The organism is Streptomyces sp. NBC_00557 (genome assembly GCF_036345995.1).
GTDB lineage: Bacteria > Actinomycetota > Actinomycetes > Streptomycetales > Streptomycetaceae > Streptomyces.
Genome location: NZ_CP107796.1, coordinates 385420 through 402135, shown reverse-complemented (window position 1 = coordinate 402135; position 16716 = coordinate 385420). Strand labels below are relative to the sequence as shown.

1 protein-coding gene is annotated in these 16716 nt (G+C 74.9%); it reads left to right on the top strand.

The window, feature by feature from the left end:
- The first annotated feature begins 40 nt into the window (after positions 1-40).
- Positions 41-16672: a type I polyketide synthase gene (locus OG956_RS01715; protein WP_330336114.1), complete on the top strand. Its 16632-nt coding sequence runs from the start codon at positions 41-43 to the stop codon at positions 16670-16672.
- Positions 16673-16716 lie beyond the last annotated feature (44 nt).

Below are 16716 nucleotides of genomic sequence, written 5' to 3'. Positions count from 1 at the left end.
CTGTGGACCCCTCGGGGCTCCTCCTAGGAAGTGGCAACGAATGGCGAGCAACGAAGAGAAGCTGCGGGACTACCTCAAGCTGGTCACGGCCGACCTTCGTCAGACACGCAAGCGTCTGCAGGACATCGAGGACCAGCGGCACGAGCCCGTGGCCATCGTGGCGATGGGCTGCCGCTTCCCCGACGGCGCCGACACCCCCGAGGCGATGTGGCGGCTCCTCGCGTCCGGCGCCGACGCCGTCACCCCGTTCCCCACCGACCGCGGCTGGGACCTGGAGGCCCTGTACGACCCGGACCCCGACCGGCCCGGCACCTCCTACGTCCGCGAGGGCGGGTTCCTCCACGAAGCGCCCCTGTTCGACGCCGAGTTCTTCGAGATCTCCCCGCGCGAGGCCCAGGCCATGGACCCGCAGCAGCGGCTCCTCCTGGAGACCTCGTGGGAGACCGTCGAACGCGCCGGGATCGTCCCCGCCTCCCTGCGCGGCTCCCGCACCGGTGTGTTCATCGGCGCCATCGCCCAGGACTACCTGCCCCGCTCCCGCAGCGCCCAGGCCGAACTCGGCGGGCACCTCCTGACCGGCAGTACCATCAGCGTCGCCTCCGGCCGCATCGCCTACTCCTTCGGCCTGGAGGGCCCCGCGGTCACCGTCGACACCGCCTGCTCCTCCTCCCTCGTCGCGCTCCACCTCGCCGTACGGTCCCTGCGCGCCGGCGAGTGCGACCTCGCCCTCGGCGGCGGCGTGACCGTCATGTCCGGCCCCGAGATGTTCGTCGACTTCGGCCGGCAACGGGCCCTCGCCGCCGACGGCCGCTGCAAGGCGTTCTCCGCCGGCGCCAACGGCTTCGGTCCCGCCGAGGGTGTCGGTATGCTCCTGCTGGAGCGTCTCTCCGACGCCCGCCGCCACGGCCACCCCGTCCTCGCCGTGATCCGCGGCAGCGCAGTCAACCAGGACGGCGCCTCCAACGGCCTCACGGCGCCCAACGGCCCCGCCCAGGAACGCGTCATCCGCGCCGCCCTCGCCGACGCCGCGCTCACCCCCGGCGACGTCGACGCCATCGAGGCCCACGGCACCGGCACCCCGCTCGGCGACCCCATCGAGGCCGAAGCCCTGCTCGCCACCTACGGCCAGGACCGCGAACGCCCCCTCTGGCTCGGCTCGGTGAAGTCCAACATCGGCCACACCCAGGCCGCCGCCGGAGTCGCCGGCATCATCAAGATGGTCCTGGCCATGCGCCACGGCCTGCTGCCCCGCACCCTGCACGCCGACGAGCCGTCCCCGCACATCGACTGGACCGCCGCCGACCTGCGCCTGCTCACCACGGCCCAGCCCTGGCCCCGCCAGGACGACCGCCCCCGCCGCGCGGCCGTCTCCTCCTTCGGCATCAGCGGCACCAACGCCCACCTGATCGTGGAGGAAGCACCCGCTCCCGCCCCGCAGGAGCAGGACGAGGCGACGGCCACCAGGACTACGACGGCCGGGACTGCGGCGACCGGCTCCACGACGGCCGCGATCACGACGGCCGGGACCGCGGCAACCGGCCGCACGCGCTCCGCCGCCCCCGACGCGCCGCTCCCGTGGGTGATCTCGGGCCGCAGCCGCGCCGCCCTCACGGCCCAGGCCGCCCGGCTGCTCGCCCACCTCGACGCCCACCCGGGCCAGGACCCGGCCCGCGTCGGCCACGCCCTCGCCACCACCCGCACCCACTTCGAGCACCGCGCCGTCCTCACCGGCCGCACCCACGACGACCTGCACGCCGCCCTCACCGCGCTCGCCTCCGACACCCCCCACCCGCACACCGTCACCGGCACCGTCCGCCCCGGCGGCCGCCTCGCGGTCCTCTTCACCGGCCAGGGCTCGCAACGCCCCGGCATGGGTCGCGAGTTGTACGCCACATACCCGGTGTTCGCGGAGGCCTTCGACGCGGTCGACGCGGAACTGCCGTTCGATCTGAAGGCGGTGGTCTTCGGTGAGGACGCGGACGTTCTGAACCGCACCGAGTACGCCCAGCCCGCGCTGTTCGCCCTCGAAGTGGCGCTGTTCCGGCTGCTGGAGTCGTGGGGGGTGCGCCCGGACGTGCTGGCCGGGCATTCGATCGGTGAGATCGCGGCGGCACACGTCGCCGGAGTGTGGTCCCTTGCGGACGCGTGCCGTCTGGTGGTGGCGCGCGGCCGGCTGATGCAGGCGTTGCCGGCCGGTGGTGCGATGGTGGCGCTGCAGGCGTCGGAGGAGGAGGTGCTGCCGTTCGTCGACGACGTGCGTGTGGGCCTGGCCGCGGTCAACGGTCCTCAGGCCGTGGTGGTTTCGGGTGAGGCCGGTGCGGTCGAGGAGGTGGCGGCGCACTTCCGGGGGCAGGAGCGCAAGGTGACGGCGCTGCGGGTGAGCCACGCGTTCCACTCGCCGCTGATGGAGCCGATGCTCGCCGGCTTCCGGGCCGTGGCCGAGAGCCTCACCTACGCCAGGCCGCGCATACCGATCGTCTCCACCCTGACCGGCGAGTCCGCCACCCCGGAAGAGCTGACCTCCCCGGACTACTGGGTTCAGCACGTACGGCGCCCGGTCCGGTTCGCCGACGGCGTCCGCACCCTGGCCGAGCGCAAGGCCGGCCGGTTCCTCGAACTGGGCCCCGACGGCCGGCTGACCGCCCTCGCCCAGGACTGCCTGGACGACGGCACCGAGATCTTCGCGACCGCCCTGCGCAACGACCGCCCCGAACCGGAGAGCCTGCTCACCGCCCTCGCCCAGCTCTTCGTCACCGGCCTCCCCGTGGCGTGGGACACGGCGTTCCCCCAGGACAGCACCGCAACGGCCGGACAGGAGCCGCTGGAGCTGCCGACGTACGCGTTCCAGCGCCGCCGCTTCTGGTCCCGGGACACCGGCTCCACCCCCGGCGACCTGCGCGCCGTGGGTCTGGGTTCGGCGGAGCACCCGTTGCTGGGTGCGGCGGTGGAGCTGGCCGGTGGTGATGGTGAGGTGCTGCTGACCGGCCGTCTGGCGCCGGCGGCGCAGGAGTGGCTGCGGGACCATGTGGTGGCCGGTTCGGTGGTGTTCCCGGGGACGGGTTTCCTGGAGCTGGCGTTGCGGGCCGGTGAGTCGGCGGGCTGCGACCGGGTGGAGGACTTGACGATCGCGGCGCCGCTGGTGCTGCCAGAGCGTGGTGGTGTGCGGGTCCAGGTGCGGGTCGGTGCGGCGGACGACTCCGGCCGGCGCCCCCTGGAGATCCACTCCCGCAACGAGGACGCCCTCGACACCGACCCCTGGACCCTGCACGCCACGGGCACCCTCGACACCACTCCGGCCCAACGGCCCGGCAGCGACTTCGACTTCGCCGTGTGGCCGCCGCAGGGGGCGGTCGCGGAGCCTGTGGAGGAGGTGTACGAGCGTTTCGCGGCCCTGGGGCTGTCGTACGGGCCGGTGTTCCGTGGACTGCGGAGTGTCTGGCGGCGTGGTGAGGAGGTCTTCGCCGAGGTCGCCCTGCCCGAGGGTCAGGAGACGGCTGCCGAGCGGTTCGGTGCGCATCCGGCGCTGCTGGATGCCGCGTTGCACGCGGTGCTGTTCTCGCCGGTGCTGGGGGACGGTCGGGCCCGGTTGCCGTTCTCGTGGGCCGGGGCGTCGCTGTGGGCGTCAGGAGCGCGGGAACTGCGCGTGCGGATGACCCCGGCCGGCGCTGATGCGATCACTCTGGAACTCGCTGACACGGCTGGTGAGTTGGTTGCTGAGGTCGAGTCGCTGACGCTGCGCGAGGCGTCGGGCTCCCTGACCGCGACCGACGCCGGCCCACAGCGCAATCTCTTCCAGGTCGACTGGGCGAAGATCCCGGCCGACGCGGGCCCCGCACCGGCCCAGCCCCGCACCACACTTCCCGGGCCGGACGAGGCCGTCGAGGGCGACCTCCTCGTCCGCGTCGAAGGCCCGGCCGGCGACGACGCCGAGGCGGCATACGCGCTCACCGCGCACGTACTCGGCCTGGTGCGTGAGTGGCTGGCGGAGGAGCGGTTCGAGGGTGCCCGGTTGGTGGTCGTGACCGAGGGCGCCGTACCGGTCGGGGAGAAGGACCCTGACCCGGCTCAGGCTGCGGTGTGGGGCCTTGTGCGTGCGGCGCGGGCGGAGGCGCCGGGGCGGTTCGTGCTGCTGGACGTCGATGGTGCTGAGGAGTCCTGGGCGGTTGTCGCGGGGGCGTTGGCTTCGGGTGAGCAGGAGTTGGCGGTGCGCGGCGGGGCCGTGTACGTGCCGCGGCTGGGGCGTGCGTCGAGTAGCGGTGTGCTGACGGCTCCGGTGGGGGAGTCGTGGCGGCTGGACATTGCTGAGAAGGGCACGCTGGAGGGGCTGGCCCTCGTCCCCGTCGACGTTCGGTCGGAGCTGGGGGAGGGGCAGGTCCGGATCGCCGTCCGCGCGGCGGGTGTGAACTTCCGCGACGTTCTCAACGCGCTCGGCATGTATCCGGGTGACGCGAGGGACTTCGGTCTCGAAGGCGCCGGTGTGGTGACCGAGGTCGGCCCCGGTGTGACCGGACTGGCGGTCGGCGACCGGGTGTTCGGCATGTTCTCGGGTGCGTTCGGGCCGGTCGCGGTTGCGGATGTGCGGACGATCGCCCGGATTCCGTCGGGGTGGACGTTCGCGCAGGCGGCTTCCACTCCGATCGTGTTCCTGACGGCGTACTACGCGCTGAACGACCTCGGGGCGCTGCGCGAGGGCGAGCGGGTCCTGGTGCATGCGGCTGCCGGTGGTGTGGGTATGGCGGCGACGCAGCTGGCCCGGCATCTGGGTGCTGAGGTGTTCGGTACGGCGAGCGCCGGCAAGTGGGGCACCCTGCGTGAACTGGGCCTGGACGACGAGCACATCGCGTCTTCGCGGGACACGGACTTCGAGTCCGCTTTCCTGGCGGTGACGGATGGCCAGGGTGTGGATGTGGTGCTGGACTCGCTGGCCGGTGAGTTCGTGGACGCCTCGCTGCGGCTGCTGCCGCGGGGTGGGCGTTTCCTGGAGATGGGCAAGACCGACATCCGGGACGCGGAAGTGGTGGGGAACGACCATCCGGGCGTGACCTACCGGGCGTTCGACCTGTGGGACGCCGGTCCCGACCGGATCGGGCAGATGCTCGCCGATCTGGTGGAGCTGTTCGAGGCGGGCGCGCTCAAGCCGCTCCCGGTCACCTGCTGGGACGTGCGCCGCGCTCCGGACGCCTTCCGCTACCTCTCCCAGGCCCGGCACGTCGGCAAGGTGGTGCTCACGGTTCCCGCGCCGCTCGACCCGCGGGGCACGGTGCTGGTGACCGGCGGTACCGGTGGTCTGGGTGCGCTGGTGGCCCGGCACCTGGTGACCGAGCACGGGGTACGGCACCTGCTGCTGGCCAGCCGTCGCGGCGCCGAAGCGCCCGGCGCGAGCGAACTCGTCGCCGAGCTTGGCGAGTTGGGCGCACACGTCCGGGTGGCCGCCGTAGACGTGGCCGACCGCGACCAGTTGGCCGCCGCCCTGGGTGCGATCCCCGCCGAGCACCCGCTCACGGCGGTCGTCCACACGGCCGGTGTCCTGGACGACGGCGTGATCTCCGCGCTCAGCCCCGACCGGCTGGCCCGCGTCCTGCGGCCGAAGGCCAACGCGGTGACCCACCTGCACGAGCTGACCCGCGACGCGGACCTGGCGGCGTTCGTGATGTTCTCCTCCGTCGCCGGCACGTTCGGCGGTGCCGGTCAGGCCAACTACGCGGCGGCGAACGCCTTCCTCGACGCCTTCGCCGCCACCCGCCGCACGGCCGGTCTGCCCGCCACGTGCTTGGCCTGGGGCCCGTGGGCTCCGGGGGCGGGTATGACGGCGGAGCTGTCCGAGGCCGACCTGCGCCGCATGGCCCGCGAGGGCATGCAGCCGCTCGAACCCGGCGACGCCCTCACCCTGTTCGACACCGCCCTGGAGTCCGGCGCTGCGCTGGAACGGGCCGCCGTGCTGCCGGTCCACCTCGACGTCGCCGCTCTGCGCACGCGCCGGCAGGACGTCCCCGCTCTGCTGCGCGGGCTCGTCCGCACGCCCGCACGCCGGGCCGTGGAGACGAAGGCCCCTGTCGGGGGGACCGCCGATCTGCGGCAGCGTGTCGCGGGACTGCCCGCGGCGGAGCGCGAGAAGTTCCTGCGGGACCTGGTGTGCGGCCAGGTCGCCTCCGTCCTGGGCTACGCGTCCGCCGCCGACGTGGACGCCGACCAGCCCTTCAAGGCCCTCGGCTTCGACTCGCTGACCTCCGTCGAACTGCGCAACCGCGTGAACGGCGTCACGGGCATGCGACTGTCCGCCACCCTGGTCTTCGACTATCCGACCCCCGCCGTGCTCGCCCGTCACCTCCTGGCTCAGCTCTCCGACGGCCAGGACGACACGGCGTCCTCCGCCTCCGCGCTGCCCGCACCCGTGGGCGTGGGGGACGACCCGGTGGTCATCGTCGGTATGGCGTGCCGTTTCCCGGGTGGGGTCGGTTCGCCGGAGGACTTGTGGCGGTTGGTGCGCGAGGGCGGTGACGCCATCGGCGCGTTCCCGGCCGACCGCGGCTGGGACCTGGACGCCCTGTACGACCCTGAGCCGGGCCGGGCCGGACACACGTATGTCCGCGAGGGCGGATTCCTTTACGACGCGGCCGAGTTCGATGCCGGTCTGTTCGGGATCTCTCCGCGTGAGGCGCTGGCGATGGATCCGCAGCAGCGGTTGCTGCTGGAGACGTCGTGGGAGGTGTTCGAGCGGGCCGGGATCGACCCGGCGAGCCTGCGCGGCTCCCGCACCGGCGTCTTCGCCGGCGCGATCACGCAGGACTACGGCTCGTTCATGCGCGCGGGTGAGCACGACTCGGACGGTTACCTCCTGACCGGTTCGACCGGCAGCGTGGCGTCGGGCCGTATCGCGTACACCTTCGGGTTCGAGGGGCCGGCGGTGACGGTGGACACGGCGTGCTCGTCCTCGCTGGTCGCCCTGCATCTGGCTGTGCAGGCCCTGCGGTCCGGTGAGTGCGATCTGGCGCTGGCCGGTGGTGTGACGGTGATGGCGGGCCCGGAGATGTTCGTGGAGTTCTCGCGGCAGCGGGGGCTGGCGTCGGACGGGCGGTGCAAGGCGTTCTCGGACGGGGCGGACGGCACGGCGTGGTCGGAGGGCGTGGGCCTGCTGCTGGTGGAGCGGCTGTCGGACGCGCGCCGTATCGGGCATCGTGTGCTGGCCGTGGTCGCCGGGTCTGCGGTGAATCAGGATGGTGCCTCGAACGGACTGACCGCGCCGAACGGTCCCTCCCAGCAGCGGGTCATCCGGCAGGCGCTCGCCGGCGCCGGACTCAAGCCGGGTGATGTGGATGCGGTGGAGGCGCACGGTACCGGCACGCCGCTCGGTGACCCGATCGAGGCGCAGGCGCTCCTCGCGACTTACGGGCAGGACCGCGAAGAGCCGCTGTGGCTGGGGTCGTTGAAGTCGAACATCGGTCACACGCAGGCTGCTGCCGGTGTGGGTGGTGTGATCAAGATGGTGATGGCGATGCGGCACGGTCTGCTGCCTCGCACGCTGCATGTGGACGAGCCGTCGTCGCATGTGGACTGGACGGCCGGTGACATCGCGCTGCTCACGGAGGAGCGGGAGTGGCCGCGGGTGGAGGACCGTCCGCGTCGGGCGGGTGTGTCGTCGTTCGGTATCAGCGGCACCAACGCCCACGTCATCCTCGAAGAAGCCCCCGACACACCGGCGCAGACCACCGAACCCACGACCGCCGATCCCGAGGCCGCCCCCGCTCTCGTCCCGGTCATCCTGTCGGGCGCCGGTGGCTCGGCCGTGCGTGCTCAGGCGGAGCGACTGCGGGGCTGGCTGGAGAGCTCCGCCGGGGACGGCGTCCGCGTGGCCGACATCGGTCTGGCGTCCGTCACCACGCGCACGGTGCTGGAGCACCGCGCCGTCGTCCTCGCCGCCGACCGGGACGGACTGCTCGCCGGCCTGAACGCCCTGGCCGACGGCAGGACGGCACCGGGCCTCGTCCGGGGCACCGACCCCCGGACCGGCAAGACGGCCCTGCTGTTCGCCGGTCAGGGTTCGCAGCGCCTGGGGATGGGCCGGGAGTTGTACGACGCCTACCCGGTGTTCGCGGAGGCCTTCGACGCGGTCGACGCCGAGCTGCCGTTCGATCTGAGGGCGGTTGTCTTCGGTGCGGACGAAGAGGCGCTGAACCGCACCGAGTTCACCCAGCCCGCCCTGTTCGCTCTCGAAGTGGCTCTGTTCCGGTTGCTGGAGTCGTGGGGTGTCCGCCCGGACGTGCTGGCCGGTCACTCGATCGGTGAGATCGCCGCCGCGCACGTTGCGGGCATGTGGTCGCTGGCGGACGCGTGCCGTCTGGTGGCGGCGCGTGGCCGGTTGATGCAGGCGTTGCCGGCCGGTGGTGCGATGGTGGCGTTGCAGGCGTCGGAGGAGGAGGTCCTGCCGCTCCTGGACGACGTGCGGGTGGGCCTGGCCGCGGTCAACGGCCCCCAGGCGGTGGTGATCGCCGGTACCACCGAGGCCGTCGAAGAGGTGGCGGCGCACTTCCGGACGCAGGAGCGCAAGGTCACCGCTCTGCGGGTGAGCCACGCGTTCCATTCGCCGCTGATGGAGCCGATGCTCGCCGACTTCCGCAAGGTGGCGGAGAGCCTGACGTACGAGCGCCCGGAACTGCCCCTCGTCTCCACGGTCACCGGTGAGACGGTGAACGCCGAGGAGCTGATGTCCCCGGAGTACTGGGTGGGTCACGTCCGCCGGACCGTGCGGTACGCGGACGCCGTACGCACCCTCGCCGGGCAGAACGTGACGCGCTACCTCGAACTCGGTCCCGACGGCACCCTCACCGCTCTCGCGCAGGCGGCCCTGGACGACGCCGCGACCGCCGTGCTGGTGCCCGCGCTGCGCAAGGACCGGCAGGAGGCACCGGCGCTGCTGGCCGCCGTCGCCGCGCTGTTCACGCACGGCGGTGACGTGGACTGGCGGACGCTGTTCGCCGGTACCGGGGCACGCCCGGTGGAGCTGCCGACGTACGCCTTCCAGCGGCGGCGGTTCTGGCCCTCGGCCGCGCAGCGCCCCGGCGACCTGGCCGCCGCCGGGCTCGGGGCGGCCGGGCACCCGCTGCTCGGCGCGGCCGTCGCCCTTGCGGGCGGAGGGACGGTCCTCACCGGACGGCTCTCGCTGCGCTCCCACCCCTGGCTGCGCGACCACACCGTCCTGGGCGCGGTGGTCTTCCCCGGCACCGGCTGGGCGGAGCTGGCGCTGCGGGCCGGCGCCGAGGTCGGCTGCGACAGCGTCGAGGACCTGACGATCGCCGTGCCGCTCGTGATACCGGAGCAGGGCACCGTCCGCCTCCAGGTCACCGTCGGTGTCGCGGACGCGTCGGGCCGGCGCACCGTGGAGGTGCACTCGCGCCCGGACGAGGCCCCCGACGACACGCCCTGGACCCTGCACGCCGACGGCGTCCTCGCTCCGGCGCCGGTCCACGGGGAGCCGGGCTTCGACCTCGTCCAGTGGCCCCCGGCCGGTGCCGAGGCCCGGCCCGTGGAGGACGGGTACGAGCGGCTGGCGGCGGCGGGACTGACGTACGGGCCCGCCTTCCGGGGGCTGCGTGCGGTGTGGCGGCGCGGCGACGAGGTGTTCGCCGAGGTCGCCCTGCCGGAGGAGCACGAGACGCTCGCCGGCCGGTGCGCGGTCCACCCCGCTCTGCTGGACTCCGCCCTGCACGCCGTCCTGTTCGGTCCCCTCGGCGAGACGGGAGGCGCCGGACGGCTGCCGTTCGCCTGGAACGGGCTGTCGCTGTACGCGTCCGGTGCGCGCGCTCTGCGCGTACGGATCGCCCCGGCGGGCGACGACGCGGTCACCCTGCAGCTGGCCGACCCGGCCGGAGGCGCGGTCGCCGCCGTCGCATCCCTCGCCCTGCGCGAGGTGCCGTCCGACCTGACGGCCGCGCAGGCCACGACGGCCACCTCCGGCACGTACCGTATCGAGTGGACCCCGGTGCCGCTCGCGGCTCCGACCGCCGGCGAGGACGCAGCGCCGGCCGCGGGCGCCACCGTCGTCCTCACGGACCGCGCCGGCGAGGACGACGAGGTGACCGCCGCTCTGGCCGGCACGTTCGCGGCCCGCACCCGGTCCGGGCTGACGCGGGCCGTCCACGACGGCGACCCCGCGCCCCGCACGGTCCTGCTGCCCTGGGCGAGCCCCGCGACGGCCGATCCGGCCGGCCCCGCCGCCGACGCCGCCCACGCCGTCACCTCCGACGCGCTCGCCTTCGTACAGGATTGGCTCGCGGCAGACGAGTTCAGCGACACCCGGCTCGTCGTGGTGACCCGCGGCGCGGTGGCGGCCGGCGCGCAGGAGGAACCGGACCCGGCGCTGGCCGCCCTGTGGGGCCTCCTGCGCGCGGCCCGGACCGAGAACCCGGGCCGCCTCGCCCTGGCCGACCTGGACGGCACGCCCGAGTCCCGTGACGCGCTCGTCGCCCTCCTCACCGGGCCCGGCACCGCGGCCGAGGAGACCGAACTCGCCCTGCGCGGGGGCACGGTGCTCGTCCCCCGGCTCGCCGCGGAGTCCCTGACCGCACTCGCCCCCACCGGTACCGGCACCGACCCCGGCGCGGACGCGGCCCCGAGCGCCGCCTCCGGCCCGAACGCCGCCGACACAACGGATCCCGCTCCCGCGACGGATCCCTCCTCCACGACGGACTCCGCCCGCACCCCCGTCCGTCTCGCCGACGGCACCGTCCTCGTCACCGGCGGCACCGGCGGCCTGGGCGCGCTCGTCGCCCGGCGCCTGGTCACCGAGCACGGTGTGCGCCGCCTGCTCCTGGTCGGCCGGCGCGGCCCGGACGCGCCCGGCGCCGCGGAACTCGTCGCGGAGCTGACCGGACTGGGCGCCGAGGTGACCGTCGCCGCCTGTGACGTGGCCGACCGGGCGGCGCTGGAGGGGCTGCTCGCGGCGATTCCCGAGGACCGGCCGCTGACCGGTGTCGTCCACACGGCGGGTGTCCTCGACGACGGCGTGCTGGCCTCCCTCACCGAGGAGCGGCTGCGGACGGTGCTGCGGCCCAAGGTGGACGGCGCCGACCACCTCGACGCGCTCACCCGCGACCGGGACCTGGCGGCGTTCGTGCTGTTCTCCTCGGTCTCCGGCACGTTCGGCGGTGCCGGGCAGGCCAACTACGCGGCCGCCAACGCCTACCTGGACGCCGTCGCCGTACGCCGTCGCGCACGCGGGCTGCCCGCCGTGTCGCTCGCCTGGGGCCCGTGGGCGCCCGGCGCGGGCATGACCGGCGAGCTGAGCGAGGGCGATCTGCGCCGCATGGCACGCGGCGGGGTCCGGCCGCTCGCGGTCGAGCACGGCCTCGCCGTCCTGGACGCCGTGCTGCGGCACACGCCGGGCGCGCTGCTCCTGCCCGTCGACCTGGACTTCCGTACCCTGCGCGAACTGCCCGACGTGCCTGCGCTGCTGCGCGGCCTGGTGCGCCGTCCGGCCCGGCGCGCCGCGCACACCGGGCACGGCGCGGGCGGCGGCGAGCTGCGGGCCCGGCTGGCGGCCCTGCCCGCCGCGGACCGCGAGCCGTACCTGCTGGAGCTGGTCTGCGACCTGGTGGCGCAGGTGCTCGGCCACGCGTCGGCCGCCGACGTGGCGTCCGGCCAGGCGTTCAAGGCGCTCGGCTTCGACTCGCTGACCTCCGTCGAGCTGCGCAACCGCGTCAACGCGGCCACCGGGCTGCGGCTGCCCGCCACCCTGGTCTTCGACCACCCGTCGCCCGCCGCGCTCGCCCGGCACCTGCTGACCGCGCTCGCCGACGACGCGACCGGGCCGCGCGGCGCGGCCCTGCCGCCCGTGCGGGGCGTGCACGACGACCCGGTCGTCATCGTCGGCATGGCGTGCCGCTACCCCGGCGGAGTGGAGTCGCCCGAGGACCTGTGGCGGCTCGTCACCGAGGGCGGCGACGCAATCGGCGACTTCCCGACCGACCGCGGCTGGGACCTGGAGGCCCTCTACGACCCCGAGCCCGGCCGGCTCGGCAAGACCTACGTCCGCCGCGGCGGCTTCCTGTACGACGCCGCGTCCTTCGACGCCCAACTGTTCGGGATCTCCCCGCGCGAGGCGCTCGCGATGGACCCCCAGCAGCGGCTGCTGCTCGAGGTGTCCTGGGAGGTGTTCGAGCGGGCCGGGATCGACCCGACGGCGCTGCGCGGCAGCCGCACCGGTGTGTTCGCCGGCGTCATGGGCCAGGACTACCACTCCTGCCTGCGCGAGGGCGAGCACGACTCCGACGGCTACCTGCTGACCGGCAACACCAGCAGCGTCCACTCCGGCCGCATCGCCTACACCTTCGGCCTGGAGGGCCCGGCGATGACCGTCGACACCGCCTGCTCGTCCTCCCTGGTCACCCTGCACCTGGCCGCGCAGTCCCTGCGGGCGGGGGAGTGCGACCTCGCGCTCACCGGCGGGGTGATGGTGATGTCCACCCCGGACACGTTCGTCGACTTCAGCCAGCAGCGCGGTCTCGCCTCCGACGGCCGCTGCAAGTCCTTCGGCGCCGGAGCCGACGGCACCGCCTGGTCCGAGGGCATCGGCATGCTGGTGCTGGAGCGGCTGTCCGACGCGCGCCGCAACGGGCACCGCGTCCTGGCCGTCGTCGCCGGTTCCGCCGTCAACCAGGACGGCGCGTCGAACGGCCTCACGGCACCCAACGGCCCCTCGCAGGAACGGGTCATCCGCCAGGCGCTCGCCGGCGCCGGGCTCAAGCCCGCCGACGTGGACGCCGTCGAGGCGCACGGCACCGGCACCCCGCTCGGTGACCCCATCGAGGCGCAGGCGCTCCTCGCCACCTACGGCCAGGACCGCGAACGTCCGCTGTGGCTCGGCTCGTTGAAGTCGAACGTCGGCCACACCCAGGCCGCCGCCGGGGTGGGCGGTGTGATCAAGATGGTGATGGCGATGCGGCACGGCCTGCTGCCGCGCACCCTGCACGCCGACGAGCCGTCGCCCTTCATCGACTGGACCGCCGGCGACATCGCCCTGCTCACCGAGAACGTCGAGTGGCCGCGCCCCGGCAACCGCCCCCGGCGGGCCGGCGTGTCCTCCTTCGGCATCAGCGGCACCAACGCCCACGTCATCATCGAGCAGGCCCCCGACGAGACGGCCGGCGAACAGCTTGTGGAAGCCGGCGAGTTGCCCGTGACGCCCGTGCTGCTGTCCGCCGCCTCCGAGGAGGCCCTGCGCGGCCAGGCCGAACGGCTGTGGGCCCGCGTCGACGGCGACACCGGCCTGCGCCTCGCCGACCTGGGCCTGTCCGCCGCGCGCCGCCCCTGGCTGGAGCACCGCGCGGCGGTCCTCGCCGCCGACCGCGACGAACTGCTGCACGGCCTGCGCGCCCTCGCCGCCGGCGAGCACGAGCCCGGCGTCCTCCTCGGCGCCCCCGGCCGCTCCGGCCGCCGGGTCGCGTTCCTGTTCGCCGGCCAGGGCTCCCAACGGCTCGGCATGGGGCGGGCGTTGTACGAGACGTTGCCCGTCTTCGCCGAGGCCTTCGACGCGGTCGACGCGGAACTCCCCTTCGATCTCAAGGCCGTCGTCTTCGGGGACGACGAAGAGGTCCTGAACCGCACCGAGTACGCCCAGCCCGCCCTGTTCGCCCTGGAAGTCGCGCTGTTCCGGCTGCTGGAGTCCTGGGGGGTGCGCCCGGACGTGCTCGCCGGGCACTCCATCGGCGAGATCGCCGCCGCGCACGTCGCCGGGGTCTGGTCCCTCGCCGACGCCTGCCGGCTCGTCGCGGCGCGCGGCCGGCTGATGCAGGCCCTCCCGGCGGGCGGCGCCATGGCCGCCGTCGAGGCGTCCGAGGACGAGGTGCTGCCGCTGCTCGGCGACGGTGAGGACGTGGGCATCGCCGCGGTCAACGGCCCGCGGTCGCTGGTGGTGTCCGGCGCCGCCGGGGCCGTCGAGGAGATCGCCGCCCACCTCCGGGCCCAGGGACGCCGGGTGACCGCGCTGCGCGTCAGCCACGCCTTCCACTCCCCGCTGATGGAACCCGTCCTCGACGAGTTCCGCGCCGTGGCCGAGAGCCTCACCTGCGCCGAGCCGCGCATCCCGATCGTGTCCACGCTGACCGGCGAGATCGCGACCGCCGCGGAGCTGATGTCGGCCGAGCACTGGGTGGAGCACGTACGGCGCCCCGTCCGCTTCGCCGACGCCGTGCGCAGGCTGGACGAGCAGGGCGCGGGCCGGTTCCTGGAACTGGGCCCCGACGGCACGCTCACCGCGCTCGCCCAGGGCTGCCTGGACGGCGACGGCCACCTGCTGACGCCCCTGCTGCGCAGGGACCGCCCGGAACCGGCGAGCCTGCTCGCGGCCGTCGCCGAACTGCGCCTGCACGGCGGGCGGGTGGACTGGGAGGCCGTCTTCGCGCCCACCGGCGCGACCGTCGTCGACCTGCCCACCTACGCCTTCGCCCGCGAGCGGTTCTGGCCCGAGGGCGCCGGGCTCGGCGGCCGGACCGGCACGGGCTCCGGCGACCGCGCCGACTCGGCGTTCTGGACCGCCGTGGAACACGGCGACGCCCGCACGCTGGCCGGCTCGCTCGGTGTGGCCGAGGACGCGCTCGACGCACTGCTGCCCGCCCTGAAGACCTGGTGGCACGGCCGGCAGGAGCAGTCCCGCGTCGACGACTGGCTGTACGGCGCCGGCTGGAAGCCCCTCGGCACGGTCTCGGCCGGCGCCCTGCCCGGCCGCTGGCCGGCGGTCCTGCCCGCCGGGGCGCACGACGACCCCTTCGTCCGCTCGGTCCTGGACGGCCTCGCCGCGAACGGCGCCGAACCGGTCCCCGTCATCTGGCAGCCGGGTACCGGACGCGCCGAGCTGGCCGCACGGTTGACCGAAGCCGCCGGGGACGAACCGGTCGCCGGCGTCCTGTCCTTCCTCGCCCTCGCCGACCGGCAGCCCGAGGACACCGGAGCCGACGCGGACACCGGCGCCGACATGCCGAGCACCGCCGGCGATCCCCTCCCGGCCGCGCCCGCCGCCACCGCCGTCCTGCTCCAGGCCTGGGGCGACACCGGCATCGCCGCCCCGGTGTGGGCGCTGACCACCGGCGCCGTCTCGGTCAACCGGTCCGACCGGGCGCCCGACCCCGCGCAGGGCGCCCTCTGGGGACTCGGCCGGGTCGCGGCGCTGGAGCAACCGGACCGCTGGGGCGGCCTGATCGACCTGCCCCCGGTGGTCGACCGGCGCGCCGTCGGCCGACTGGCCGGCGTGCTCGCGGGCCGCGCCGGGGAGGACCAGGTGGCGATCCGGGCGACCGGCGTGTTCGGACGCCGTCTCACCCGTACGGCCCCCGGCAGCCTCGGCGCGGGCTGGCGGCCCTCGGGCACCGTCCTGATCACCGGCGGCACCGGCGCGCTCGGCGCCCGGGTCGCCCGCTGGGCCGCCGCCCGCGGCGCCGAGCACCTCGTCCTGGTCAGCCGGCGCGGACTCGACGCCCCGGGCGCGCCGGAACTGCGCGACGAACTGACCTCCCGCGGCACCCGTGTGACGGTCGCCGCCTGCGACGCCGCCGACCGCGACGCGCTCGCCGCGCTGCTCGCCCGGCACCCCGTGGACGCGGTCGTGCACACCGCGGGCCTGCTCGACGACGGACTGATCGAGACGCTCACCCCGGAGCGGTTCGCCGCGGTGCTGCGCGCCAAGGCGGTCGCCGCCCGTCACCTCGACGAGCTGACCCGGGACCGGGAGCTGTCGGCGTTCGTGCTGTTCTCGTCGTTCGCCGGCGCCATCGGCTCCCCGGGCCAGGCCAACTACGCCGCCGCCAACGCCTACCTGGACACCCTCGCCGAACGGCGCCGGGCGGCCGGACTGCCCGCCACCTCCGTGGCCTGGGGCCCGTGGGCGGAGGACGGCATGGCCGCCGGCGGCGGCATCGAGGAGTACCTGCGCCGCCGCGGTCTGACCGGCCTCGACCCCGACCTGGCGCTGGTGGCGATGGAGCGGCTCGCCGCCGGCGGGGACCCGGCCGCGGTCGTGGCCCGCGTCGACTGGACCCGGTTCGCGCCCGCGTTCGCGGCGGGCCGGACCACCGCCCTGCTGGCCGGTGTGCCCGAGGCGGAGGCCGCGCTGCGGGACGCCGCGTCGGGGGCGGACGCCGACGCGCTGCGCGGGCGGCTCGCAGGACTCGACGCCGCCGCACGCTCCGCCGCGCTCGTCGAGCTGGTGCGGGAGCAGGCTGCCGTGGTCCTCGGCCACGCCCGCACCGATGCCGTCGACCCGGCCCGCGCCTTCCGCGAGGCGGGCTTCGACTCCCTGACCGCCGTCGAGCTGCGCAACCGGCTCGCCGCGGCGACCGGGCTGCGCCTGCCCGCCACCCTGGTGTTCGACTACCCGGCGCCGGCCGACGTCGCCCGGTACCTGGACGCCGAACTCGCCGGACCGGCCGGCGCGGGCGCCGGGAGCGGGATCGTCGCCGAACTGGACCGGCTGGCCGAGACCCTGGCCGCCGAGGCCGACGCGGCGGGCCGGACCGGTGGCGAGGCCCACCAGGAGATCACGGCCAGGCTGCGGCACCTGCTGGCGGTGTGGACCGGCACCGATCCCGTCATCGGCGACGGGACGGACGGCACGGACGCCGCACTGGACACGGCGACGGACGACGAGATGTTCGACCTGATCGACAAGGAACTCGGGATCTCCTGACCGGCCCCAGCGACGGGACCGTTCACGGCTTTTGCGAGGAAGTG

Coding starts and splice junctions, on each gene's coding strand:
- OG956_RS01715 (WP_330336114.1), top strand. CDS start 41: ATGGCGAGCAACGAAGAGAAGCTGCGGGACTACCTCAAGCTGGTCACG.